Below are 23,109 nucleotides of genomic sequence, written 5' to 3' on the forward strand. Positions count from 1 at the left end.
GGGAGACCCCTATTGTCGCGCCGATTGCCCCTCGCGTGTAGGCATCCAAAGGTTTCGGTTCAGCAACGCGGCTTTCTGTCAGTAAAGATCGATGGGATCGACGTCGAGCGACCAGCGCACCTTGCGTGCTTCGGGCAGGCCGATGAGCGCGTGCTGCCACGGCCGCAGGAACGCATGGAGGCGGGCGCGCGAGCTCGCCTCGACCAGTAACTGGCCCCGGTGGCGGCCGGCGCGTAGCGGCATGGGTGCGGGCATGGGGCCGGCAATGCGCAGGTCGCCGGGTGGTCCGATGGCGATGTGCGCCTGGCCCAGGAAAGCATCGACCTCGGCACGGCCCAGCGCGTCGGCGCGAAGCAGCACCTGGTGGGCGAAGGGCGGCAGGTCCAGCAGCCTGCGCTCCTCGAGCAGCTCGGTCGCCACCGCGCCGTAGCCGCCGCGCAGTAGTGAGTGCAGCATTGGGTGATCCGGGTGGTGCGTCTGCAGCAGGACGCTGCCCGGCTTGCTTGCGCGCCCGGCGCGTCCCGCCACCTGGACCACAAGCTGGGCAAGGCGCTCGCTGGCGCGGAAATCCACGCTGTGAAGGCCTTCGTCGACACCGACAATGGCTACCAGGGTGAGATTGGGCAGGTCGTGTCCCTTCGCCAGCATCTGCGTGCCGACGAGGATCGCCGGTTTGTCTTCGCGAAGACCATCGAGGATCTCGCCGAAGGCATCGCGTCGGCGCGTGGTCTCACGGTCGATCCGGACCACGGGCACCTCGGGGAAACGAGCCGTAAGCGCTTCTTCAAGACGCTCCGTGCCCTGGCCCTGCGGGCTGATGTTGGCCGACCCGCACGACGGGCAGGCGGCCGGCACCGCCATCGTGTTCTCGCAGTGGTGGCAGATGAGCCGACGTCGCCCGGCATGCAGGGTCATGGGCCGGTCGCAGCGCGGGCAGTCCGCGTGCCAGCCGCAGTCATAGCAAAGGAGCACCGGGGCGTAGCCACGGCGGTTGCGGAACACCAATGCCTGTTCGCCGCGTCCGACACACGCGGCCACCGCGTTCATCAAGGTGGGCGACATGCCGTGGTCGAGACGCTGGGCCCGCATGTCGACGATCTGCACGCGGGTGGACTGGGTGGCGCCGGGCCGTCCTCGCAGAACCAGTCGCTGATAGCGACCCGCTTCCACGTTGCCCAGCGTCTCCAGCGACGGCGTGGCCGAGCCCAGCACGACGGGCACGCCGTGGGCGCGCGCACGAACCAGGGCGAGATCGCGGGCGTGGTAGCGAAAACCTTCCTGCTGTTTATACGAGGCGTCGTGCTCCTCGTCGACGATGATCAGGCCGGCATGGGGCAGGGGCGTGAACACGGCAGAGCGCGTGCCGAGCACGACCTTGGCGCTTCCATTTCGTGCCCGTAGCCACGCGCGGGCACGATCGCCCTCGGCAAGGTTGGAATGCAGCACCTCGATGGTCACGCCGAGACGCTCGCGAAGACGGCGTACCGTCTGCGGCGCCAGGCCGATCTCGGGAACCAGCAGCAAGGTCTGCTTGCCGTCCGCCAACGCGCGCTCGATCAGGGCCAGGTAAACCTCGGTCTTGCCGCTACCGGTGACCCCGTCCAGCACGTAAGGCTGAAACCGACCGAACCCTTCGCCCATGGCGGCGACCGCGGCGGCTTGCTCGTCGCTGAGCGCCGGACCGGGCGCCGGGCTGGCGGGCAGGGACGTCTCTTCCAGCTCCATCTTCTCGACCAGCCCCGCCTCGACCAGGCGGCGCGCCGCTGCGCGCCATTCGGGCAGGGCGAAGCCGAGTTCGTCGGCAGCGCGCGGGCCATCGACGAGTGCCTCGAGCAAGGCCGCCGAGCCACCTTTGCGGCTGCGGGCATCGCGTGCGCTGCGACCCTGCGTGGTCAGGGCCCAAACCTCCCGGCCGGTCGCAGGCAAGGGTCGGGGCTCACGCAGCGCCAGGGGCAGGGCATTGGCGAACGCCTCACCGGGGGCGCCGGCCCAGTAATCCGCCGCCCAGGCCAGGGTGGCCAGCAATTCAGCATCGAGCAGGGGCGCGTCGTCGAGCACCTCGCTCACCCGCTTCAGGCGCTTCACGCCCACGGCCGCCTCGGCGTCCGGATCGATCACCACGCCGACCATCTCGCCACGCCCGAACGGGACGCGCACGCGCGACCCGGCCTGCGCGATACCTGACTCGGGCGGCAGGTAATCGAACAGGGTCAGGAGAGGCACCGGTAGGGCGACACGGAAGACGGCGGTCATGCGACCCCTAGTTTAACGACCTATGCCGATTTCGCTGGTCAATGATTGACCAGCCCACCATAGGCTTGGGCTGATATGAGATCCCCCAAAAGAGGAATCGGCGGTAAGTGCCCGCCCCGAAGGGGGTTTCCGTGTTATCCACAAGTCCTGTGGATAAGTCTGTGGATGAGCTCCGGATGGAGGGCATCCAAGGCGCATGGTTGGGCCCTTCGCCTTAGCTTGGGTAGATTTTAACCAGACTGAAATATAACGCTAAATCAATTACTTAAAAATGCGTCGCCGACTCCGTTCATCTGCCGTCTATAAAACCTTGACAAAAGCGAAGGGCTCCTCCGGCCTGTGCACAACCCGCTGTCGGCTAGGAAAAAATCTTAGTGAGTCATGCCGATGACGAAGGCCATGGCGATGGCGGCAATAAGCAGCCAGAAATAGACGCTGCCTATCAGCCAATACTTCAGGATAGTCATCGGCCATCCCTGTCGATAGATGCGCTTCTGCATGACCAGCAGGTAGATCGGTATCCACACCCACATGGCGAACTGCACGAAACCAATGGCGGTTGCCGCGAAGGCGACATGGGGACGAAGGGCCTCCCGGGCAAAGCTCAGCAGCATCAGGGCCAGCAACGAGATGAAGATAAAGGCATGGCTGTGCAGGCTGACGATGAGATGTTCCATGTACAGGCGGCGCCGGAACACATAGAAGAGCTTCAGCACCAGGGCGAACACCGGGATCATGAAGAACATGGCCTGCGGCAGCACCGAGAAAAAGCTGTCCAGGATGTGCCGGAAAGCTTCGGCCTTTCCCGGGCCGCCATTGAGGACGGGAATCAGGTTGGCCCTGAAATGCTCAAAGGCAAGGTTGAGCCGGTTGTTCAGCGCATCGGGCAGCCAGCCGATGTCGATCTTCGGATGCTCGCCGAACCAGCGGTTCACGTGTTCCTCGCCCCGGCCCAGTTCCTCCTTCGGCGCCGCTTCGTCTGCCTCCGCCGTGATCGGCGGCGCTTTCAGCTGCGTGAGGCGGGCGTTCGCCGCCTCGCGAATCAAGCCCGCCGCTGCGCCCAGTCCCGCCTTGGCGGCGCCCGGTAGGGCCGGATCCTTGCGGGCCGTGCGAACTTCGCGAATCTGGTCGTCATAGAGCGTATGGACGTCGTCGGCGTCCTCGGCGCTCGCGAAGGCGTCGATCGAGTCGCGTGGCGCCACGCCATCGTGCGTGCCGACCTTGAAGTCGCCAATGGCCAGGTGCATGAAAAAGAAGGCGAGCAGGCAGAACACGAACATGAGGCGGAACGGCGCGATATAGCGCACGCGCCGCCCGGAGAAATATTCGAGGGTGAGAAATCCCGGCTTCGTATAGAGCGGCGGCAGGGTATGCACGATGCGTTCGTCGAGGTGGAAGAACAGGTCCCCCGCGTCCTCCAGCATGTGCGACACCGGCTGGATTACGCTTTTCACGGACTGACCGCAGTCGTGACAGAAGGCGCCCTGGAGTGCCGATGTGCAATTGGCGCACAGCAGAACGGGCGACGGCTTCAGTTCGTTCATCCTTACAACCCCGTGTTTTCCCCTTACGAATTCGGATGATGGCATGGGAGGTGGCTACAATGGGCGGCCCTCCCTGCGTGTCCTTCCCATGTCCTTCGACCGTGCCCGCGCGCGTCGCGAGATCGGCGCCACCGTCCGGCTGGCCCTTCCGATGATCTTCGCGCAGCTTTCCGCCATGGCGCCCAACGTCGTCGACGCGGTCCTCGCCGGGCATCAGGGCGCGCATACGCAGGCCTCGGTGGTCACCGGCGTGAACATCTGGGTGCTCGCGCTCGTCTTCGGCCTTGGCACGATGATGTCGGTGCCGCCGACCGTGGCGCAGCTCGACGGCGCGGGTCGCCGCGGTGAGGTCGGCGCGATCTTCCACCAGGCCCTCTATATTGCCTGGGTGCTCGGTGCCCTCATGACGTTCGCCGTGTGGCACGCCTCGCCGTTGATGGCGCTGTTCGGTGTCGTCGAGTCGATGCGCGCCGACGTGACAGCCTTCCTGCACGCGATCTGCTTCGCGGCGCCGGCGCTGACGACCTATTTCGCCCTGCGTGGCCTCTCCGAAGGCCTCTCGATGCCGCGCCCTTCGATGTACTTCAGTTTCGGCGGGCTGCTCATCCTTGCCCCGCTGGGCTACGTGCTCATGTACGGCAAGCTGGGTTTCCCGGTGATGGGCGCGCGTGGCAGCGGCATCGCGACGGCCATCGTGCTGTGGCTGGAGACGATCGGCTTCGCTATCTACGTGTTCAACCATCGCAATTACCGCGACCTCAACCTGCGCCAGCGCATGGCAAGACCGGATGCGAAGAAGATCGGCCAGCTCCTCAACATCGGCCTGCCCATGGCGGTCACCCTGTTGATGGAGGCGGGCATGTTCGTCGCCGTGGCCCTGATGATCGGCCGCCTCGGCGAAACGGTGACGGCGAGCCACCACGTGGCGCTCAACGTCGCATCGGTCGCCTTCATGGTTCCGCTGGGCCTGTCCATGGCCATCACGGTTCGGGTCGGTAACGCGGCCGGCCGGCGGGACATCAAGGGCGTGCGCTACGCCGGCATGTCGGGCATCGCCCTGGTCCTGGTCACGCAGTTCGTCTCCTCGGGCACCATGCTGTTGCTGCCAGGTCCGATCGCCAGCCTCTACACGAACGACCCGGCCGTGGTTGCCATGGCCTCCCAGCTTTTGATCCTGGCCGGCTTCTTCCAGTTTTCCGATGGGATCCAGGTCGCCTCCAACGGTGCGCTGCGCGGCCTGAAGGACACCCGCGTGCCGATGGGTATCACCATGTTCGCGTACTGGGGCGTGGGCGTGCCTGTGGGCTGGTGGCTGGCCTTCCCGCGCGACCTGGGTGCGCGCGGCATGTGGATGGGCCTGATTGCCGGACTGAGCATGGCGGCTGTCCTCCTTTTCCTGCGTTTCTGGCGGAGCAGCGCCACGGGCCGGTGGCCGGAAGACGCCGGAACCGGGCCCCTGCCAATCCACACGTGATGCCGTCGCCCCGACGCGCTACGCTCGACACAACCTTCGAGGAACCCGCTTAGATGCCGGACCGTCACGACGTCACGCCGCCACCCCTGCCTTATCGTTCGCAGCCCGTTCCGCCGCCCCGGCGCGGGGGCGGGTTCGGCCGGTTCATGCGCGGCCTTGGCCGGGGAATCAACATCACCCGGCTGGTCATCATCAATGCGATCTTCTTCGGCATTCTTGCGATCTTCCTGATCGCGGTTCTCGTCGGCGGCCATGTCAACGCGGTCGACGACAAGACGGTGCTGGTGCTGGCGCCCGAAGGGGCCCTGGTCGAGCAGTACAGCGCGGACGCGCTATCGCGAGCCTTTGCGAAGATGTCCGGCGACGGCGTGAAACAGGTCCAGGTGCGCGACCTGGTGCGCGCCATCGATGCGGCCGCGAAAGACACCCGGATCAGCCAGATCGTGCTGCGTACCGACAAACTTCAGGCGGGCGGCTTTGCCGCGCTGCGCGAAGTGGGTGCGGCACTGGATCGCTTCCGCGCCGCTGGCAAGCCGGTGCTCGCGTGGGGCGTGAGCCTGGACCAGGGTCAGTACTACCTCGCCGCCCACGCAGACAAGCTTTACATCGACCCCCAGGGCGGCGTGATGGCCACGGGTCTCGCCAATTACCGTCTGTTCTACAAAGACCTGCTCGACAAGCTCGGCATCGACGTCCACCTGTTCCGCGTCGGTCAGTTCAAGAGTGCAGCGGAGCCGTTCATCCTCGATCATGCCTCGCCCGAGTCGAAGGAAGCCGATGCGTACTGGCTCGGCGGTTTGTGGACGACGTGGATAGAAGAAGTGGCGAAGATGCGCCATATCGTCCCAGCCACCCTGCGCACCGATGTGGACGGTCTTGCCGAACGCGTGCGCGATGCCAACGGCAGCCTCGCGGATCTGTCCGTGCAGGAGAAGCTTGTCGACGGCATCGCCACGGAGCAGCAGTTCGTGAACATGCTGCGCGAGAGTGGCGTGCCGGCGGGCAAGAAGGACCAGGGCTTCCGCCAGGTCCAGCTTGACCGCTATCTTGCCGACCGCGGACTCTCCACGGCCGACATGTTGCAGACCGGCAAGGGCGTCACCGTCGTCGTGGCCGAAGGCGAGATCACCGGCGGCAAGCAGGCTCAGGGAAGCATCGGTGGCGATACTACGGCGGCATTGATCCGCACCGTGCGTTCCGACCCCCGCACCAGCGCGCTCGTCCTGCGTGTCAACTCGCCCGGTGGCGAGGTGTACGCCGCCGAACAGATCCGTCGCGAAGTCGAACTCACACGCGCGGCAGGTATTCCGGTGATCGTCTCGATGGGCGATGTCGCCGCTAGCGGTGGTTACTGGATTTCGATGAATGCCAACCGCATTTATGCGGAGCCCAACACCATCACCGGTTCGATCGGCATCTTTGGCATGTTCTATACGGTGCCGGATACCCTCGCAAAGATTGGCGTAAAGAGCGATGGTGTCGCGACAAGTTCGCTTGCCGGGGCGTTCGACATCACGCGTCCCCTCGATCCGAAAGTCAGCATTCTCATCCAGAGCATCATCGACAAGGGCTACCGCGATTTCGTCGGCAACGTGGCCAAGGCTCGCGGCAAGAATTTCGCGGCGATCGACGCGATCGCCCAGGGCCGCGTATGGACGGGCCAGCAGGCGCTCGACCGCGGCCTTGTCGACAAGATCGGCAGCCTCGACGACGCCATTCGCGACGCTGCACAGGAAGCGAAGCTCGGTACGGACTTCAAGGTGCGCTATGCCGAAAAGCCGATGGGTGCCTTCGAGCGCTTCCTGACCAATGTCGGCGACAGCACGGAAACCCACGTGGCGTTGTCGTGGGGTCTGCGTCTACCGAGCTGGGTCGCCGAGCTGCCGCGCCTTGCGCCGGAGTTCGCACTGTTCCGCACGGCTGAGGCAGGCAAGCCGCACGTTTACGCGTATTGCTTCTGCTCACCGCGTTGAGGCAGCGGCAACGATGAAGCGTGCTTCCCACCCTTCCGGCGCCGCCGCCCGTTCGTGGCGGGTGGCTTGCCTGGAGGACGACGCGCAGCTCCGGGAAGGGATCATCCTGCCGGGGTTGCGCTACTACGGGTTCGACGTTTCAGGGGCGGGCACGGCGGCCGAACTCTATCGGATGATGATCGGTCAGAGTTTCGATATGGTCGTGCTGGACATCGGCCTGCCGGATGAAGACGGCCTCAGCGTAGCCGCGCACCTTCGGCAGGTGTCCTCCGCCGGCATCGTGATGCTGACCGGCAACAGCACGCGCCAGGATCACCTCCAGGCGCTCAGTAACGGTGCGGACGCTTTCCTCGCAAAGCCCGTCGATGTCGAGACGCTCGCGGCCACGCTCAACAGCCTCGCGCGTCGTCTCACCCGTTCGTCGTCGCCACCCATGACCAGGGCAGGTTGGCAACTTGATACCAATGACTGGTGCCTGGTCGCCCCGGGCGGAAAGGAAATTTCCCTCACCGCACCCGAACGCTGCACCCTGCGGATCCTGGTCGGCGCGGAGGGGGAAGCGGTGTCGCGGGAAACCCTGATCGCGGCGCTGGCGACCGATGTCTACGACTTCGATCCCCATCGCCTCGAGATGATGGTGCATCGCCTTCGGCGCAAAGCGCAGGAAACCACAGGGGAGCCGTTGCCCTTGCTGACATCGCGCGGAAAAGGCTACCTGTTCGTCAGTGCGCCATAGAGGCGCACGGCAGTCGCAGCACAAACTCGGTGCCGGCGCCCGGCGCGCTGACGACCTCCACTGAGCCTCCTGCTGCTTCGATCATGCTGGCTACGATCGACAGCCCGAGGCCTGTACCGCTGCCGGTTGGTTTGGTGGTGTAGAACGGCTCGAAAACTTTCTTTCTGACCGCTTCGGTCATGCCGACGCCGTTATCCGCGAAGCGCAGCGTCGCCTCGTGACCCCGCTCGTCAACGGACAGGCTAACGTCGAACGTGCCGCCCCCGGGCATGGCGTCGCGCGCGTTCGCGGCGATATTCAGGATCATCAGCTCGAATTGCCCGCGGTTGAGGCGCAAGGAAACCGGTTGTTGCGGACGTGCAACGTTAAGCGTTGCATAGCGACCCAGCAGCTGGCGGAGCATCGGCTCCAGTTCACCGAGTACTTCATCGGCGTCGAAGACATGAAGTTCATCGGCATCGTGACGGCTGAAATTAAGTAACTTGCGGCTGATCGACAGCGCACGGATGGCGGCCAGTTCGATGCCCTCCAGGGCAATAAGCAAGGCAGTCGTACCGCGGTCGGCAAGCTCTTCGCGCTGTGACGCATAACCAAGCACCACGTTGAGCACGTTGTCGAAGTCGTGAGCCACGCCGCTGGCAAGTCGGCCGACGGCGTCCATCTTCTGCGAATGGATCAGCTGGCTCTGCGTGCGCGCACGTTCCTCCATTTCGCGTTCCAGTCGCATGTTGCTTTCAGCGAGGGCGCGTGCGCGCTCTTCGGCCTGGCGCAGCGCCGTGCGCAACGCAGCGATGGCGCGATCGAGAATCAAGGCGACGATGCCGTAGGCGAGTGCGAGCATCGGCAGCGTGCGGAATGCACCCCAATGGCCGTGCAGCGGACCGCCAAGCCATAACTCGTCGGCAAGCTGGCCCAGCGCGAAGATGCCTACCAGCGACGCATAGCTGACCCAGAGGGCGCGCCGGCCGAGCACGATGCCGCCAGCCGCCATGATGAGGACCGGAAGGGGATCGGGCGGGGAAAGGCGGTAGCCACCGGTGGCATAGGCAGCGGCGGCAGAAGCGAGCAACACGCCCATGAACGTCCAGACCGCCCAGGCAAACCGGCCACGGCGGATGAGCATCACGCCAAGCCATGCCGCCGACAGGATTGCGGCATCCGTTACGAAATCGATCCAGTCGAAGGTCTTCCACAGTGTCATGGGAAGAGTCGGACCGATCGAGGCTGCGTAAATACGAACGAGGGGCACGGCGATGCCCACAGCGATCAGGAGCCACTGCATGAACGGCGCGCTGAGTCGCTCGACCGGGTCGTTAGTCGGCGCCCGGGCAAGCCACTCCCGCATGGAAGAGAAAGCCCGCATACGCTTCCAGCACCACTGAGAAAAGATTGCCGCCCCATTCTTGCCCGCGCCGCCTTCGTGAGCAAGCGTGAGGTTCGTGAGATTCGCAAGATACGTGGATAACCGTGCGTGTTTTTCTCGTGACGCTGGACGACGCTCGACGCTGGTTCCATCGCATGGGGACGGATAGACGTCCCTTTCATTCATTGTCGGCCAGCAGGGTGCGCGTCCGGGTCCAGGTGACTCCGGAGGTGCTGAGGGGCACGAAGTGCATCCGGACGGTCTCGGGGAGATACCGCAGGTGAACACGATTTTCAGCAAGGTCTGGAGCTGCGCGCTCGGCGCAGTCGTCGTTGCATCGGAACACGCGCGAGCGAGGGGTAAGGGGAACACCCGGTCGGCGCGCACGTCTGCGTGCCTTGTCCTCGTCGGCCTCGTGACGTGTGTGCCAGGTGCCGCCAGTGCGTGCGGCAGTCCGCTGTGGGCAGGCGGCCCGGCCACGGCGGCGACGGACGTTACGTTGTGCGCCGCATCGGTGACCACGGGCACGAACACGGCCATCTCCGACACAGCGCCGTATCTGGCTCTGTCCGATGCGGATCCGGCGACGTCGACGCCTGCCAGTGTAGGCGGCTACGCCGATGTCGCGCTCGGTGTCGGCGCCGGCACGACGGGATCCAACGGCGTAGCGGTCGGCATGAATGCGCAGGCGTTGACCGACGGCGCGACAGCTGTCGGCGCTGGCGCGACGGCCGCGGGTAGTGGCGCCCTCGCGATCGGATACGGCGCGAGCGCCTTGGGGGATAGCTCGACGGTCGTCGGTTCTGGCTATGCCGACGTGCTTTCCGCGGGAAGTATCGTGATCGGCAGCGGGGCCGAAACGGTCGATCCTTCCGCAACCGAGGGCGCTACCAACGACATCGTCATCGGCACCGGTGCCGTGGCGTATAAATCGACGAGTTCCGTCGCCATCGGTTTTAACGCCGCTTCGGCACAGAACACCATCGGTGGCGTAGCACTCGGCATGGGTGCGGTGACTTACGGAAATGGATCGGTGGCGGTCGGCTCCGGCACGTATTCCATCGGTAACGCGTCGCTTGCGATCGGTGGCTGGCTGGACGCCAACGGCGACGGTCAGCTGCCGCGATCCAGCACGCCGGGCGGCGAGAAGACATGGGCCTACGGTTATGCGAGTAACGCCGTGGGCGCCGCTGCGATTTCCTTCGGCGACTACAGCACGGCCATCGGCACGCTTGCCTACGCGGGTGGCTCCGAGGACACGGGTTCGGGCGAACTATCCGGTTCTGTGGCTGTCGGTTACCGGAGTAGTGCAAAGGGTGACGGCAGCGTCGCGGTGGGACGCGAAAGCGAAACGCAATTCGACGGCGCGACCGCCGTGGGTTTCGGTAGTGTCGGTTACGGTCAGGACAGCGTGGCCGTCGGCCACGGCGCCATTGCCGGCTGGACCAGCGACATCGCCATCGGCACAAATGCACAGGCGCGCGGCGGTAGTGGAACAGAGAACCTCGCTATCGGCCTAGGCGCCACGGCGGGCAACCCCGATGCCGACGTGACCGATCCGAACCAGAACGTCGACGATTCGATGGCCATCGGCACCGCAGCCCATGCCAGCAAGACGCAGTCGGTCGCGATCGGCACGAACGCGATATCGGCGGGCGCTCAGAGTGCATCGCTCGGTGCCGGCTCGGATGCCGAAGGGGATTACTCGGCAGCGCTTGGCTCAGGCTCCTACGCCATCGGCGTTGGGGCAAGCGCGATCGGCGGGAGCGCTGTCGCCACGAACGACTTCTCGACGGCCATCGGATTCGGTAGCGCGGCGCTGGCCGACAATGCCGTGTCGATCGGTGCAGGAAGCCAGGCGCTGAACATGAACTCCGTGGCGCTGGGTTCGGGGTCGGTGGCTGACCGCGACAACAGTGTTTCGATCGGCAGCGTGGGTGCGGAGCGCCAGCTTACCAATGTGGCCGCGGGTACCAGCAATACCGACGCGGTCAACATGCAGCAACTCAATATCGCGTTGGCCCAGACCGGCGCCGGGAGCGCGTCAAACTCGCAGGCTATCGACGCACTGGGCAATGCGTTGGGGGTTGCCCTCGGTGGCGGAGCGGCGATGACTCCGGCCGGATTCGAAGCGCCGTCGTATTTGGTCCAGGGTGCCTCGTACTACGGCGTGGGTGGCGCGGTCAGCGCACTCGACAGCGCACTCTCTCAGATGGGCCAGCGCCTCGATCAGATGGGTTTCGTCGGCGGCGCCGGGCAGGCCACGGGATCGGGGAAGGGGATGGCCATTGGCGACGGCAGCATCGCGACGGATGGCCGTGACACGGCGGTCGGCAACCACGCGACGATCGGCGCCGACGGCAGCACGGCGTTGGGTAGCAACGCGACGATCGGTGCAGCGGCGACCAACTCGGTCGCTATCGGCGCCGACACCAACGTGGCAGCGCCTTCGGGCACGGCGCTGGGCCAGGGATCGCAGGTGACGGCATCGAACGCCGTCGCCTTGGGCGCGGGTTCGATCGCCGACCAGGCCAACACGGTGTCGGTTGGAACAGTGACCAATCAGCGTCGGATCACGAACGTGGCAGCCGGTACCGCGCGCACTGACGCGGCCGTTACCGGGCAGATCGACGACGCGCTGGCGACCGCAAAAACCTATGCCGATGCTGGTGATCAGGCAACCCTGCAGGCCGCCAAGGCCTACACCGACCAACAGGCCGGTGGCGGAGCCGCACTTGATAGCTTCCGGAGCCAGGTGAGCGACCAGTTCAGCAAGGTCAATCGGCGCCTCGACCGCGTCGGCGCCATGGGTACGGCCATGTCACAGATGGCGATGAACACATCCGGCCTCTCGGGTGAGAACCGCGTCGGTGCCGGCGCCGGCAGCTACGGCGGACAGTCGGCCGTTTCGGTGGGTTACCAGCGCGGTTTCAGCAACAACCGCGCAAGCATCTCCATCGGTGCATCCGCCTCTGGCTCTGAGTCGTCCGTCGGTATTGGTGGCGGCTTCAGCTGGTAATCCCCTCATTGCTTCAAGGATCAGAGATATGTTTCCCATGAAAACCTTTCGCCTCGGCGCACTCGCCGCGGCCATGATTTTTCCGGTACACGCAACGGATACGCAGGTCGTCCCAGTCGTTTCAGCCAAGGTCCGCAGCGTGGGCATGCCTGACACCGGCAAATACGATCGCTTCATCGTGACCTATGCGCCGGGCAGCGCCGCGCACGCGAACCACGTACTCATCGAGCAGGGCGTCGCCGCCGCCGCATCGCGTGCCCAGCTGGACATGCGTTCGGCGAAGGCAGGTGCGCTGGCGCCGAGCACCATGAAGTGGCAGCGCAAGCTCGCTATCGGAGCCGACCTGGTGCGTACGCCGCGCAAACTTTCGCGTAGTGAGTCGCTCGCCCTGATGCAGCAGATTGCTTCCGATCCGTCGGTTGTCCACGTCGAAGCCGACGTCATGCTACATCCGGTGGCCGACACCAAAGCACCAGGTATCCTGCCGACCGGCGTCACCACGAGTACACCGAACGACCCGATGTATACGCAGTTCCAGTGGCACATGCGCGCTGGCGACGGTAGCGCCACCACGGTAGGGAGCGACACGACCGCCGTTGCAAACAAGGGTGGCAGTGACGCCTCCGCCGCGTGGGCGATGGCGGACGGCTCGGGCGTCGTGGTCGCCGTGCTCGACACGGGCATAACGCACCATAGCGATCTCAATCTGGATCTTGCCGGCGAAGGCTATGACTTCATCGATGACGCCCTGGTTTCCGGCCGGACGACGGACGGCCGTGTCCCAGGTGGTTGGGACACCGGCGACTGGACGACCACCGACCCCTGGTTGAGTGAATGCACCGATGCATCGAACCCGCCCGAGGCCAGTAGCTGGCACGGCACGCATGTGAGCGGCACGATCGGCGAGCGCAGTAACAACGGCATCGGCATGGCCGGTGTCGCGCCGGGTGCACGGGTGCTTCCGGTCCGCGTGCTGGGCCATTGTGGTGGCTACACGTCTGACATCGCCGATGCCATCGTCTGGGCTTCCGGCGGCCACGTCGACGGCGTGCCCGATAACGCCAATCCGGCGCAGGTGATCAGCATGAGTCTCGGTGGCTCCGGTGTCTGCGATGCCAGTGACGTCACCAGCACGGCCATCGCAGGCGCCAATGCGCGCGGCACGGCGGTAGTCGTCGCAGCAGGCAATAGCAACGACGACGCGGCGGGATACTCGCCGGCGAGCTGCCCCGGCGCGATCGTGGTCGCTTCGGTCGGTATCACCGGAAGGCGTGCGTTCTACTCCAACTTTGGTCCCATAGTGACGGTGGCGGCACCCGGCGGTGGTATCTATGCAAACGATGCAAACACCGGCAGCAGCACGGTGGATGCGGGTTTCGTCTGGTCCACGCTAAACAGCGGCGCCACGGTGGAAGACCAGGCTGCCTATGGCGGCATGGCCGGAACGTCGCAGGCGACACCGCACGTGGCCGGCACCATCGCCCTGATGGTAGGCGCGGTGAAAGACGCGGGCCACGCGCCACTCACGCCCGACCAGATTCGCCTCGCGCTGGTCAACTCCTCGCGTAGCTTCCCTCTCACGCCTGACCATCCGATCGGCATCGGTATCGTCGACGCAAGCGCCGCAGTGCGGGCGGCCATCGCTTCGGACACACCCATCGCGTCGGTGGTGCTGGGCAATGGAGCGACAATGACCGGTCAGGCCGGTAAGGCCGGCACCTCGGTGCTGTATCGCCTCGATGTGCCGGCGGGTGCGCGCAATCTGGTGTTCCGCACCTTGGGTGGCACCGGCGATGTGTCCCTCTATGTGAAGCGCGGTGTGCCACCGACGGATAACGGGAACAACGCAGACTTTCAGTCGGCGAAGCCGGGTAACAACGAGTCCGTGGTCCAGACCTTGCCGGCGGGTGGTACGTGGTACGTGCGCGTAGCCGGCGTCAAGGATTACGCAGGCGTGAGCGTATCGGGTAGTTACACCGCCAATTGACGACGGGCGCGGTCGCGGCGTGGGAGTGTGACTACTGCTCCTGCGCCTCGACGGCCTGCTGCTGGCGCTTCGCCTGGTCGTCCACGGTCTTCTGAACGTCCTGCGCTTTTTTCTTCTGGGCTTCCATCGAATCCCAGGGCGTCGATACGCGTGCCTGGGGCGCGGGCGGTGTTGCCGGCGTTGGCGCCGCCGGTTTCGAGCAGGCGGCGCAGGCGAGGGCGAGTGCGAGTGCGAGCGGCAGGGTGGTGCGGATCATGGCGATTCCTCGGCGTGTCCCGGCGAGTCTCGCGCGCGCAGCACGTCAGCGCAATCGGGTGCCGTAAAAACCGTTAGCCCGTTCCACCTCCATCTTCCACCCGAACAGCTCGGAAAGGCGGCCCTCAGCGAGGAGATCCTCTTTCGCGCCCTGGTCGAAGAGACGGCCATCCCGAAGCATGACCACGTGCTCGATTTCCGGAACGATTTCCTCCACGTGATGCGTCACCAGCAGGAGCGTCGTCCCTTCCCGGGCCAGTTCGCTGAGCAGGTCCAGGAAGCGCCGTCGCGTGCCCGGGTCCAGTCCGGCGCAGGGTTCGTCGAGAAGCAACGCACGCGGTCGGTGGACCAACGCCCGCGCGATCAGGACCCGACGGACCTCACCCGTCGACAGCGTCGAAACGTCGCGCCCGGCGAGGCCCTCTGCACCGACACGCTCGAGTGCCTCGACGGCAAGACCACGCATAGTGTCATCGACGACATGGTCCAGCCCGAGCGTCATCGACGCGAAGAAACCGGAAAGCACGGCGTTCAACGCGACCTCGTTGCTGGTTTCGAACTCGCGACGCAGATCGGACGACACCACGCCCAGCAGGGAACGCAACTCGGCGACGTTCCATCGATCGCGCCCGAAGATCCGCACCACCGGTGAGCGATCCTCGTGGACGAGGGGATATAGCCGCCGCTCGATAAGCTTGACCAGGGTGGATTTTCCCGATCCGTTCGGTCCGAGAATCGCCGTGTGCTGGCCGGGCGAGATCGACAGGGAAAGGGCGTCGAGCAGCCTGCGGTCGTCTCGCAGCACAGTGGCTCGGTCGATCGAGAGCAAAGCTTCGAGATCCGTCATCCGCCCATCCTGTCGCAAGCGACGACGATGCTCAACCCTTCGTGCTGACGTGGGCACGCTGTACGATTCACGTACCGACGGAGACCGACCCATGCACCCACGACTCAGCAGCTGGCGCCTCGATGGGCGCACCGCCCTCGTTACCGGGGCCAGCAAAGGTATCGGCTACGCGTGCGCGCGTGAGCTGGCGGTCCTCGGGGCCGATGTGTTGCTCGTGGCCCGTGACGAACTCCAGCTGGAAGAAGTTCGTGACGAGCTTGCCGAAGAGTGCCCCGACGTCGAAATCCTTGCCATGGCGGCCGACCTCGCCGACGAGGAAGATCGCCTTGCCGTGTTCGACTGGGTAGCGGATCTCGAGGTGAATCTGTCGATCCTGGTGAATAATGTCGGCGGTAACACCCCGCGCGCGACGCTCGATTATGAGCCCGAGGAATACCGGCAGCTGTTCGAACTGAACGTCTTCTCGGCTTACGAAATGTGCCGCTCCGCGTACCCGCACCTCGTGCAGCACGCAAACGCGGCCATCGTGAACATCGGCTCGGTATCCGGCATCACGCATGTGCGCACCGGTTCGCCTTATGGCATGACCAAAGCCGCGCTGCACCAACTTACGCGCAACCTCGCCGTTGAATGGGCGGAGGACGGTATCCGCGTCAACGCCGTCGCGCCCTGGTACATCCGCACGCAGCGCAGTGAGCCGGCGCTCGCGAACGCGGAGTATCTCGAAGAGGTGCTCGACCGCACGCCGATGGGACGCATTGGTGAACCCGAGGAAGTGGCTGGCGCCGTGGCTTTCCTGTGCATGCCTGCATCCAGTTACGTCACGGGCGAGATCGTCGCGGTCGACGGTGGATTTCTTCGTTACGGCTTTTAGCGGCAGGACTGCAACTGGTCGCGCAAACGCGCGTCCTTCGCATCCAGCGGTGCGCGGTCACTCTTGAAGGCGTTGCGGATCTGTCGCTGCGTGGCGTCAGACTCGTTACGCAAGGCCTGACAGGTTTCTGCCGGGCTGAGCTCGCGGCACTGGTCCTGCACCCAGACGTAGTTGCTGGAGGCTATCGCGCCGACGTTCCCTTTGCCCCGGTTGAGTTCTGGCGCCGACGCCACGGCCGAATTCGGATTCCCGTAGGTGTCGGAAAGCGATCCGCTGGCGACACCGAGCACGCCCAATGGTGCGAGATAGGGTTGGGGGTTGCCGTCAGCACTGGTGTAGGGCTTTCCGTCCGTTGCGCGAATACAGCCGAACATGCGGGGCGGCGGAGCTAATGGCTGCGGCGGTGGGGAGGCATCGGCTGTCGCTTCCTCACGCTGCGGTGGGCCGGGCATGGGCGCCACCCGACCGCTCGCCGGTGCAGAGTCCTGAAGCTGCAGCGTTTCCTGCCGCTGACTGCTCGCGCAGGGCGTCTGCTGGTAGATCGTCTGTCCACCTGTCACGCACTTGTAGACGGTCTCCGCACGGGCGCCATCGGTGGCCGCAAGGGCCAGCGCCGCGAGTGCGAAGACTGTCTGGCGCATGCTCAGAAGTCCGCGACGTGGTCTTCGGAGGCGAAGCCGAGGGTCATGGCACCTTCACCCACGTTCACCATGCCGGTGATGCCCATCGGACTTTCGAGGATCTCCACGCCGGCATCGCCGCAGACGCGGGTAAGCGCGTGGTAACCGGTCAAGGCGCGCATTTCCTCGAGGTCGCCACCGTAACTGAGCGACAGCGATGGAACGAGCAGGCCGGCCTGGACACGCTTGGCCGCATAGTCGAACAGCACCTGGGCACCATGATCGAAGCCGCGTACCTTGCCGACCGGGCCGGTCTCGCCGCGATGAGCGCGAAGGATCGGTTTGATATCCAGCGCCGTACCCAGCATGGAACTCATGAAGCTGACGCTGCGGTCACCCTTGCTGCGGGCGCGCGAGCGAAGATAGTTCAGGTCGCGCGGCAGCATGTAGCCATACGAGCAGTCGGCGATGTGGGCGACCCGCTCACGCACCTCGGCCGGTGATTTGCCGGCCTGGATCATGCGCACAGCCTCGGCGACCACCGGGCCGGAGCCGGCGAAAATGTTGCGCGTATCGACAACGCGCATCAGGAAGGGACCGGTGATGCCAGCCGCCTCACGGATGGGTCGGTAGTTCTTCAGGATGGCAAAGCTGGCCTTGATCACGTTGTCGTGGATGGGGCTGCGGGTGGCCATGATGGTCAGGCAGACGACGCAGTCGTAGTCCTTGACCAGTCGGTCGAGGAACAGGTTCTGCACGTCTTCCACCGAGCTCGGCTCGGTTTCGGCCGAGTGGCTCTTGCTACCCATCTTCTGGTCGCGGAAACGCTGGATCTCCACCGGGTCGCGGTCATCCTTGAACTTCTGGCCGTCGACCTTGACGGTGATCGGCAGCACGGCGATGCCGTTGCGCTCCAGGAAATCCTGTGGAACATCACAGGCCGCATCAATCGCTACACCGATTCGCATCGGGTACTACCCCCGTCGAAGGCCAAAGGCCCAGCGGCACCCGAAACGCCCGCTGCGTTCCATCTCGCCCCGCTTGGGCCGGATGCTACACTTGCCCGAATGAATTTGGCACTCCGCCGGCGTGGCGTCGCCGGTAACCGCGCCGACGGGTTCCCCATGAAAACCAAGAACGAGATCGTCTCCAACTGGCTGCCCCGCTACACGGGCACCCCCCTGGAGGGCTTCGGACAGCACATCCTGCTGACCAACTTCGGCCATTACGTCGAACGTTTCGCCCTCGACCACGGTGTCGAAGTGCGCGGCCGTGACCGGCCGATGCCCAACGCCACGGCCGACGGCATCACCCTGATTAACTTCGGCATGGGCAGCCCCAATGCCGCCACGGTCATGGACCTGCTCAGCGTCATCGCGCCGGAGGCGGTCCTTTTCCTCGGCAAGTGCGGCGGCCTGAAGAGAAAAAACGCAATCGGCGACCTGATCCTGCCGATTGCGGCGATCCGCGGCGAGGGCACCTCGAACGACTACCTGCTGCCCGAGGTGCCGGCCCTCCCGGCCTTCCAGCTCCAGCGCGCCGTGTCCACGATGATCCGCGACCTCGGTCATGACTACTGGACAGGTACCGTGTATACGACCAATCGCCGGGTCTGGGAGCACGACGAGGCCTTCAAGGACTACCTGCGTCGCACGCGCAGCATGGCCATCGACATGGAAACCGCGACGATCTTCGCCGCCGGGTTCGCCAATCACATTCCCTGCGGCGCGCTCCTGCTGGTTTCTGACCAGCCGATGATCCCCGAGGGCGTGAAGACCGAAAGCAGTGACGCAGTGGTCACCGCGAACTTTGTCGAACGTCACATCAAGGTCGGCATCGAAGCGTTGAAGCTCGTTCGTCGTCACGGCCGCAGTGTGAAACACCTCCGTTTCGAAGACGACTCCATCGACTGACCCGCGGAGCCGCGCCCCCAAGCATTGTGCGCCGTGCACTTGTGGGAGCCGCTTCAGCGGCGATGGGTGCTCGCCCCCGCTTCACCGACAAGGAAGCAAATGAAACCGCGCGACCTCTTCCTGGGCATCCTCGTTACCCTCATCTGGGGCAGCAACTTCTCCGTGATCGAGGTTGGCCTGCGCGACCTCGATCCCTTCCTGCTCACCGGATTGCGCTTTGCGTTTACGGCCTTCCCGCTGATTCTCTTCCTTCCACGTCCACGAGACGTGCCGATGGCTTCGCTTGCCACCTACGGCGTGTTGTTCGGTGTCGGCCTGTGGTGGGTGGTGAACCTGGCGATGTCGAAGGGCATGTCGCCCGGACTGTCGTCGCTGGTACTGCAGTTCAGCGCGTTCTTTACCGTCATCCTCAGTGCCGTCCTGCTTCGTGAACGCATGCGCACGCCGCAGTTGGTGGGCATGTTGGTCGCAGCGGCCGGACTGCTGGTCGTCATCCATGCCACGACAGGCACATCGACGACGCTGGGTGTCGTGCTCGTATTGCTCGCAGCGATCAGCTGGAGCGTCTGCAACCTGATCGTGAAACGACACAAGCCAAAAGACATGATCGCCTTCATCGCGTGGTCAAGCGTGTTCTCCGCGCCTGTGCTGTTCTTGCTGACCTACGTGAGCGAAGGTGCGGCGCCATTCATTGCCTTGTCCCACGGCGTGACCTGGGCAGCGGCGTGCTCGGTACTGTTCCAGGCATACGTCACGACCGTGTTCGGTTACATGGTCTGGAACAACCTGATGAAGAAGTACCCGGCGGCGAGCGTTGCGCCGCTGTCGCTGATCGTTCCAGTGTCGGGCATCGTGACGTCGTACCTGGCATTCGATGAGCACTTCGCGACTGCTGTCTGGGCAGGCGCGGCGGTGATGTTGGCAGGCGTGGCGATCTTCGTCTGCGCGCCGTACCTCCGTTGGAGACAGGCCGCCGACGCTCCTCTGTAGGAGCCGATTTATCGGCGATGGGTGCTCGCGACAAGCTGGCCCGCTGCCGCGGGATCGCCGATGAATCGGCTCCCACAGGGAGAAAAAGCAAAAAAAGGCCGCTCCATCTGGAGCGGCCAATATCCGGGGAAATGCTTGCTGTTTTTGTTATGCGATATGGCTAAGCGTTTTCGTTACAGCGTGAAGTCGTAGCGGGCTCCCAGGCGGATGGTCCGGGGGTCCGAGAACGAACGAGCGCGCTTGTACTGCGGATCCGGCGTGCCACTGTCGGTTTCGCCGTACTCGTAGTACTGCGTCACGCGCTGCTTGCCGAGCGCGTTGAATGCGTCGGCCGACAGTGTCAGCTTGTGGTCGGCGAAGGCCGGCTTCCAGGCGACGCTGAGATCGACGTTGTACGTCCACGGCGTGCGGCCGAAGGTGCCGCGCTTGGCGGGCTCACCGTTGCAGTAGAAGTAGGCAGCGCCGTACTGGTTCGGATCGCCGCCGACGGAGTCCGGGCGGGTGCCGATGCAGCTGACGGGGTAGCCCGAAGCGATACGCGTGACCGTCGAGAACGCCCACTCATCGTTCGGCGCATACGTGCCGTAGATACGCAGCTGGTGCTTCTGGTCGCTCGGCAGATCGCCGTTGGTGTTCTCCATGATGGCCGGGAAATCCCAGCTCTCGGTGGTCGAGACGTCGGCCTGGACGATATTGGAATCGAGCTGGCCTTCGGAGTTACCGTAGCTACGCGAGTAGGTGTAGTCGATCTTCGCGTACCAGTGGTCGCTGAACTGGTGTTCGGCGTACAGGTCGAGCATGTAGTAAGCACGCTTCGCACGCGGCTCGCCGATGTCCGCGGCGGTGAGCGGAACGCTCAGGTACTCGCCGGGAGCGGGGGACACGGTAAAGGTGTTCGCGCGGCCCGGGTTATACAGCCAGCAACCCGTACTACGTGCGATACCGGCCGCCACCTCGTCGCTCAGGCCGTTCTGATCGCCCCAGGTCTGGATGGGCGACGAGTCGCAGGTGTCATCGATCAGGCTGCGCAGGCGACGGTACATGGTCTTGGCGCCGACGACCCAGTTGTTGTCCAGCTGCTGGTCGAAACCGAAGATGTACTCGTCCTGGTAGTACGAGTGCAGGCCCTGCGCCGAAACGGTCTTCGCATCCGGCGGGATGCCATTCGCGCCGTTCTTGTTGAAGTTACCGGAGTACGGACCCGAAACCAGTCCGGTGGGCTCGCCCGTGGTCGGATCGATACCGGTGAAACCGAAGAGCTGCGACGGGTAAGTCGACGGACCGGCGCCGCGGATGGCGACGGAGGTCGGCAGGCCGAGATGGTAGCGGCCCGCGTTGGCGTAGACCTTCAGTGAGCTGTCACCGTAGACGTCCCACGACGCACCCAGGCGCGGATCGAGCTGGTGGCGCGCGCTCGCATAAGCCTCGCCCGCACCGTTGAAGTTGGTGAACTGCTCGTTACGCAGGCCGATGTAACCGTGCCAGCGATCCGTGATCTGCCAGTTGTCTTCGACGAACTGCGAACGCTGGTTGGTACGGGCCGAGGTGCCCGTGCTCAGCGCTGTCTGTTCGACGTAATAGCCGTTCGCGAAGTTAGCCGCGTTGTAGAGGCCCGGGTCGAGACCGAGGGCAGACAGGCGGCTCCTGATCGCCGTGCCATCGGCGACATCGTTGTAGACATAATTGGTGCCACCCGTGGGCAGCGCACCGGATGTCGCACGCAGGACATAGTTATCGACACCGCCACGAAGGTCGTGATCGCCGATGCGATATTCGATGTTGGCGCTCCAGCCATGGCTGCTGTCTTGCGCGCCGGGCAGGAGGAAGGTGGAGCCACCGACCGTGCAACCGGTTTGCGGGTTGTTGGCGAAGCCCGCGCGCTTGTCGGTAATGGTCGGGCACGCCTGACCCGTAGCCGAGTCGATGTCCTGGCTGTGGTCGGAGTGCGAACGGCCGTACATCGCATTGACCGTCAGGTCATCGGTGATGTAACCGGTGTAGTGACCGATATAGGTGTTACCGCCCGGCGTCGCATTGGTCTGCGTGCCGTTGTAGTTCTTGGTGTAGACATGGCCAAGATACGCACCCTTACCGGTGTCGTAGCTGTAGGCACTGATCGACTGGTCTTCTGTCTCGGTGTCGCCGATGCCGGTGAACTCGAGGATGTTGTTGTCGGTGATGTTCCAGTCGATCTTGGTCAGCCAGCGCTTGGTCTTGGAGCTATCGTGCTCGTCGTCGCTGGTCGTGTTCGGCCCGGTGTAGTCGCCGGTGTTCTTGATCCAGTCCGCGGCGGCGAAGAAGAACAACTTATCCTTGATCAGCGCACCGCCGATGGAGCCGGAGTACTGCAGGTTCTCGTTATTACGCAGGGCATACGTGTTGCCCTTCTGGTACTTGGTGCCATCGCGCAGATCGATGTCGCGCGGCTGCTGGTTCAGACCATCCGGCGACCAGAATACCTGGACGTCACCCTTCCACTCATTGGTGCCGCGCTTGGACACGACGTTGATCACGCCGCCGGTGGAACGACCGTATTCCGCGCCGTAGCCGCCGATCAGCACCTGTTCCTGATCGATCGCGTCGTACGGCAGCTGGCGCGAACTCACGCCGGTAAGCGGGTTGGTGGCCTGGAAACCGTTGATGTAATAAGCATTCTCGGACGCCGAGGAGCCGCCGAAGGAGAGCGCATTGCCGTAGCCGCGAACCGCAGGCGTGGTGCCCGGGGCGAGCAGGGCGATCGAGCTGATCGAGGTGCGGGCGATCGGCAACTTGGACAGCTGGTCGGCAGTCAAGACGGTGCGTGAGTCGACCGAGCTGACGTCGATGCTGGGCAGGGTGTTGGCAGTAACCTGGACGCTGCCCAGGCTGGTCGCGTCGGCGGCGCCGGCGGCAGCTGCGGCGAAGGAAACATCGGTACCCTGGCTGATCTGGGTCTGCACGCCCTTGTGCGAATCGACAGCCGTGCCGTTGTGCATCAACGTCACGGTATAGGTACCGATCGGCAGCGAATTGGCGCGATAACGGCCACCGGAATCGACGCTGATATCGCGGCGAAGGCCGGTATCGGTGCTCTCGATATGGACGACATCACCAGGCGTGGCGGAGCCGAAGATGGCGCCGGTGGCGTTGCTCTGGGCCAGCGCCGAACCGGCACCGCCGATGGATACGGCGAAGGCGACGGCAAGCGCGAGCTTGCGGCGTGCCGGCGCGGCTGAACGGGTTACGTACTGCATGAAACCTCCCTCCTGAAAAAACGCGTGA

At 64.6% G+C, this 23,109-nt stretch carries 16 protein-coding genes; 8 read left to right on the top strand and 8 right to left on the bottom strand.

Annotated features, from left to right (window positions below; translation table 11 throughout):
• Nucleotides 1-78: 78 nt before the first annotated feature.
• Nucleotides 79-2,253 (bottom strand): primosomal protein N', encoded by a 2,175-nt coding sequence (locus ACVWWJ_RS02575; protein ID WP_456966661.1) that lies wholly within the window; start codon nt 2,251-2,253, stop codon nt 79-81.
• A 371-nt stretch (nt 2,254-2,624) separates the two neighbouring features.
• Nucleotides 2,625-3,707 (bottom strand): DUF3667 domain-containing protein, encoded by a 1,083-nt coding sequence (locus ACVWWJ_RS02580; RefSeq protein WP_456966662.1) that lies wholly within the window; start codon nt 3,705-3,707, stop codon nt 2,625-2,627.
• Nucleotides 3,708-3,885: 178 nt separating this feature from the next.
• Between ACVWWJ_RS02580 and ACVWWJ_RS02585 the strand changes: the two genes are divergently transcribed.
• The 3 genes from ACVWWJ_RS02585 to ACVWWJ_RS02595 are packed head-to-tail and all read left to right on the top strand — an operon-like array spanning nt 3,886 to nt 7,980.
• Nucleotides 3,886-5,271, top strand: a complete 1,386-nt coding sequence (locus ACVWWJ_RS02585) for an MATE family efflux transporter (RefSeq protein ID WP_159891037.1) — start codon at nt 3,886-3,888, stop codon at nt 5,269-5,271.
• 53 nt (nt 5,272-5,324) lie between these two features.
• Entirely contained in the window at nt 5,325-7,244 is a 1,920-nt protein-coding gene (sppA, locus tag ACVWWJ_RS02590; protein WP_456966663.1) for a signal peptide peptidase SppA, read from the top strand.
• 13 nt (nt 7,245-7,257) lie between these two features.
• Nucleotides 7,258-7,980, top strand: coding sequence for a response regulator transcription factor (locus ACVWWJ_RS02595; protein WP_456966664.1), 723 nt, complete (start codon nt 7,258-7,260; stop codon nt 7,978-7,980).
• Here the strand turns inward: ACVWWJ_RS02595 and ACVWWJ_RS02600 are convergent.
• The gene (locus ACVWWJ_RS02600) at nt 7,967-9,343 is read right to left on the bottom strand and encodes a sensor histidine kinase (protein ID WP_456966665.1); all 1,377 of its coding nucleotides are present in this window, start codon (nt 9,341-9,343) and stop codon (nt 7,967-7,969) included. The two genes, ACVWWJ_RS02595 and ACVWWJ_RS02600, sit on opposite strands and share 14 nt — an antisense overlap.
• Before the next feature lie 280 nt (nt 9,344-9,623).
• On the opposite strand from ACVWWJ_RS02600, the gene ACVWWJ_RS02605 reads away from it, so the two are divergent.
• Nucleotides 9,624-12,362, top strand: coding sequence for an ESPR-type extended signal peptide-containing protein (locus tag ACVWWJ_RS02605; protein ID WP_456966666.1), 2,739 nt, complete (start codon nt 9,624-9,626; stop codon nt 12,360-12,362).
• Nucleotides 12,363-12,399: 37 nt separating this feature from the next.
• The gene (locus ACVWWJ_RS02610) at nt 12,400-14,349 is read left to right on the top strand and encodes a S8 family serine peptidase (protein WP_456966667.1); all 1,950 of its coding nucleotides are present in this window, start codon (nt 12,400-12,402) and stop codon (nt 14,347-14,349) included.
• Nucleotides 14,350-14,380: 31 nt separating this feature from the next.
• On the opposite strand, the gene ACVWWJ_RS02615 is transcribed toward ACVWWJ_RS02610, so the two are convergent.
• Both ACVWWJ_RS02615 and ACVWWJ_RS02620 read right to left on the bottom strand, forming a co-directional pair.
• Nucleotides 14,381-14,605 carry a hypothetical protein gene (locus ACVWWJ_RS02615; protein ID WP_456966668.1) on the bottom strand — a complete coding sequence of 75 codons (225 nt, stop codon included), beginning with the start codon at nt 14,603-14,605 and terminating at the stop codon, nt 14,381-14,383.
• A gap of 45 nt (nt 14,606-14,650) precedes the next feature.
• On the bottom strand, nt 14,651-15,451 hold the full coding sequence (locus tag ACVWWJ_RS02620; protein WP_456966669.1) for an ABC transporter ATP-binding protein: 801 nt from the start codon (nt 15,449-15,451) through the stop codon (nt 14,651-14,653).
• A gap of 91 nt (nt 15,452-15,542) precedes the next feature.
• Between ACVWWJ_RS02620 and ACVWWJ_RS02625 the strand changes: the two genes are divergently transcribed.
• Nucleotides 15,543-16,325, top strand: a complete 783-nt coding sequence (locus ACVWWJ_RS02625; protein WP_063572325.1) for an SDR family oxidoreductase — start codon at nt 15,543-15,545, stop codon at nt 16,323-16,325.
• Here ACVWWJ_RS02625 and ACVWWJ_RS02630 read toward each other — a convergent pair.
• Together ACVWWJ_RS02630 and ACVWWJ_RS02635 are read right to left on the bottom strand one after the other, a co-directional pair.
• A complete protein-coding gene (locus ACVWWJ_RS02630) occupies nt 16,322-16,966 on the bottom strand; it encodes a DUF4124 domain-containing protein (RefSeq protein WP_456966670.1) in 645 nt (214 codons plus the stop codon). The genes ACVWWJ_RS02625 and ACVWWJ_RS02630 overlap by 4 nt on opposite strands.
• Before the next feature lie 2 nt (nt 16,967-16,968).
• On the bottom strand, nt 16,969-17,913 hold the full coding sequence (locus ACVWWJ_RS02635; protein WP_200851592.1) for a DegV family protein: 945 nt from the start codon (nt 17,911-17,913) through the stop codon (nt 16,969-16,971).
• A gap of 156 nt (nt 17,914-18,069) precedes the next feature.
• Between ACVWWJ_RS02635 and ACVWWJ_RS02640 the strand changes: the two genes are divergently transcribed.
• Together ACVWWJ_RS02640 and ACVWWJ_RS02645 are read left to right on the top strand one after the other, a co-directional pair.
• Nucleotides 18,070-18,858, top strand: coding sequence for an AMP nucleosidase (locus ACVWWJ_RS02640; RefSeq protein WP_456966671.1), 789 nt, complete (start codon nt 18,070-18,072; stop codon nt 18,856-18,858).
• Between the two features lie 99 nt (nt 18,859-18,957).
• The gene (locus ACVWWJ_RS02645) at nt 18,958-19,848 is read left to right on the top strand and encodes an EamA family transporter (protein WP_456966672.1); all 891 of its coding nucleotides are present in this window, start codon (nt 18,958-18,960) and stop codon (nt 19,846-19,848) included.
• Between the two features lie 173 nt (nt 19,849-20,021).
• Here the strand turns inward: ACVWWJ_RS02645 and ACVWWJ_RS02650 are convergent, their stop codons facing one another.
• A complete protein-coding gene (locus tag ACVWWJ_RS02650) occupies nt 20,022-23,081 on the bottom strand; it encodes a TonB-dependent receptor (RefSeq protein WP_456966673.1) in 3,060 nt (1,019 codons plus the stop codon).
• Nucleotides 23,082-23,109 lie beyond the last annotated feature (28 nt).

The sequence above is a fragment of the Luteibacter sp. HA06 genome (assembly GCF_054061215.1).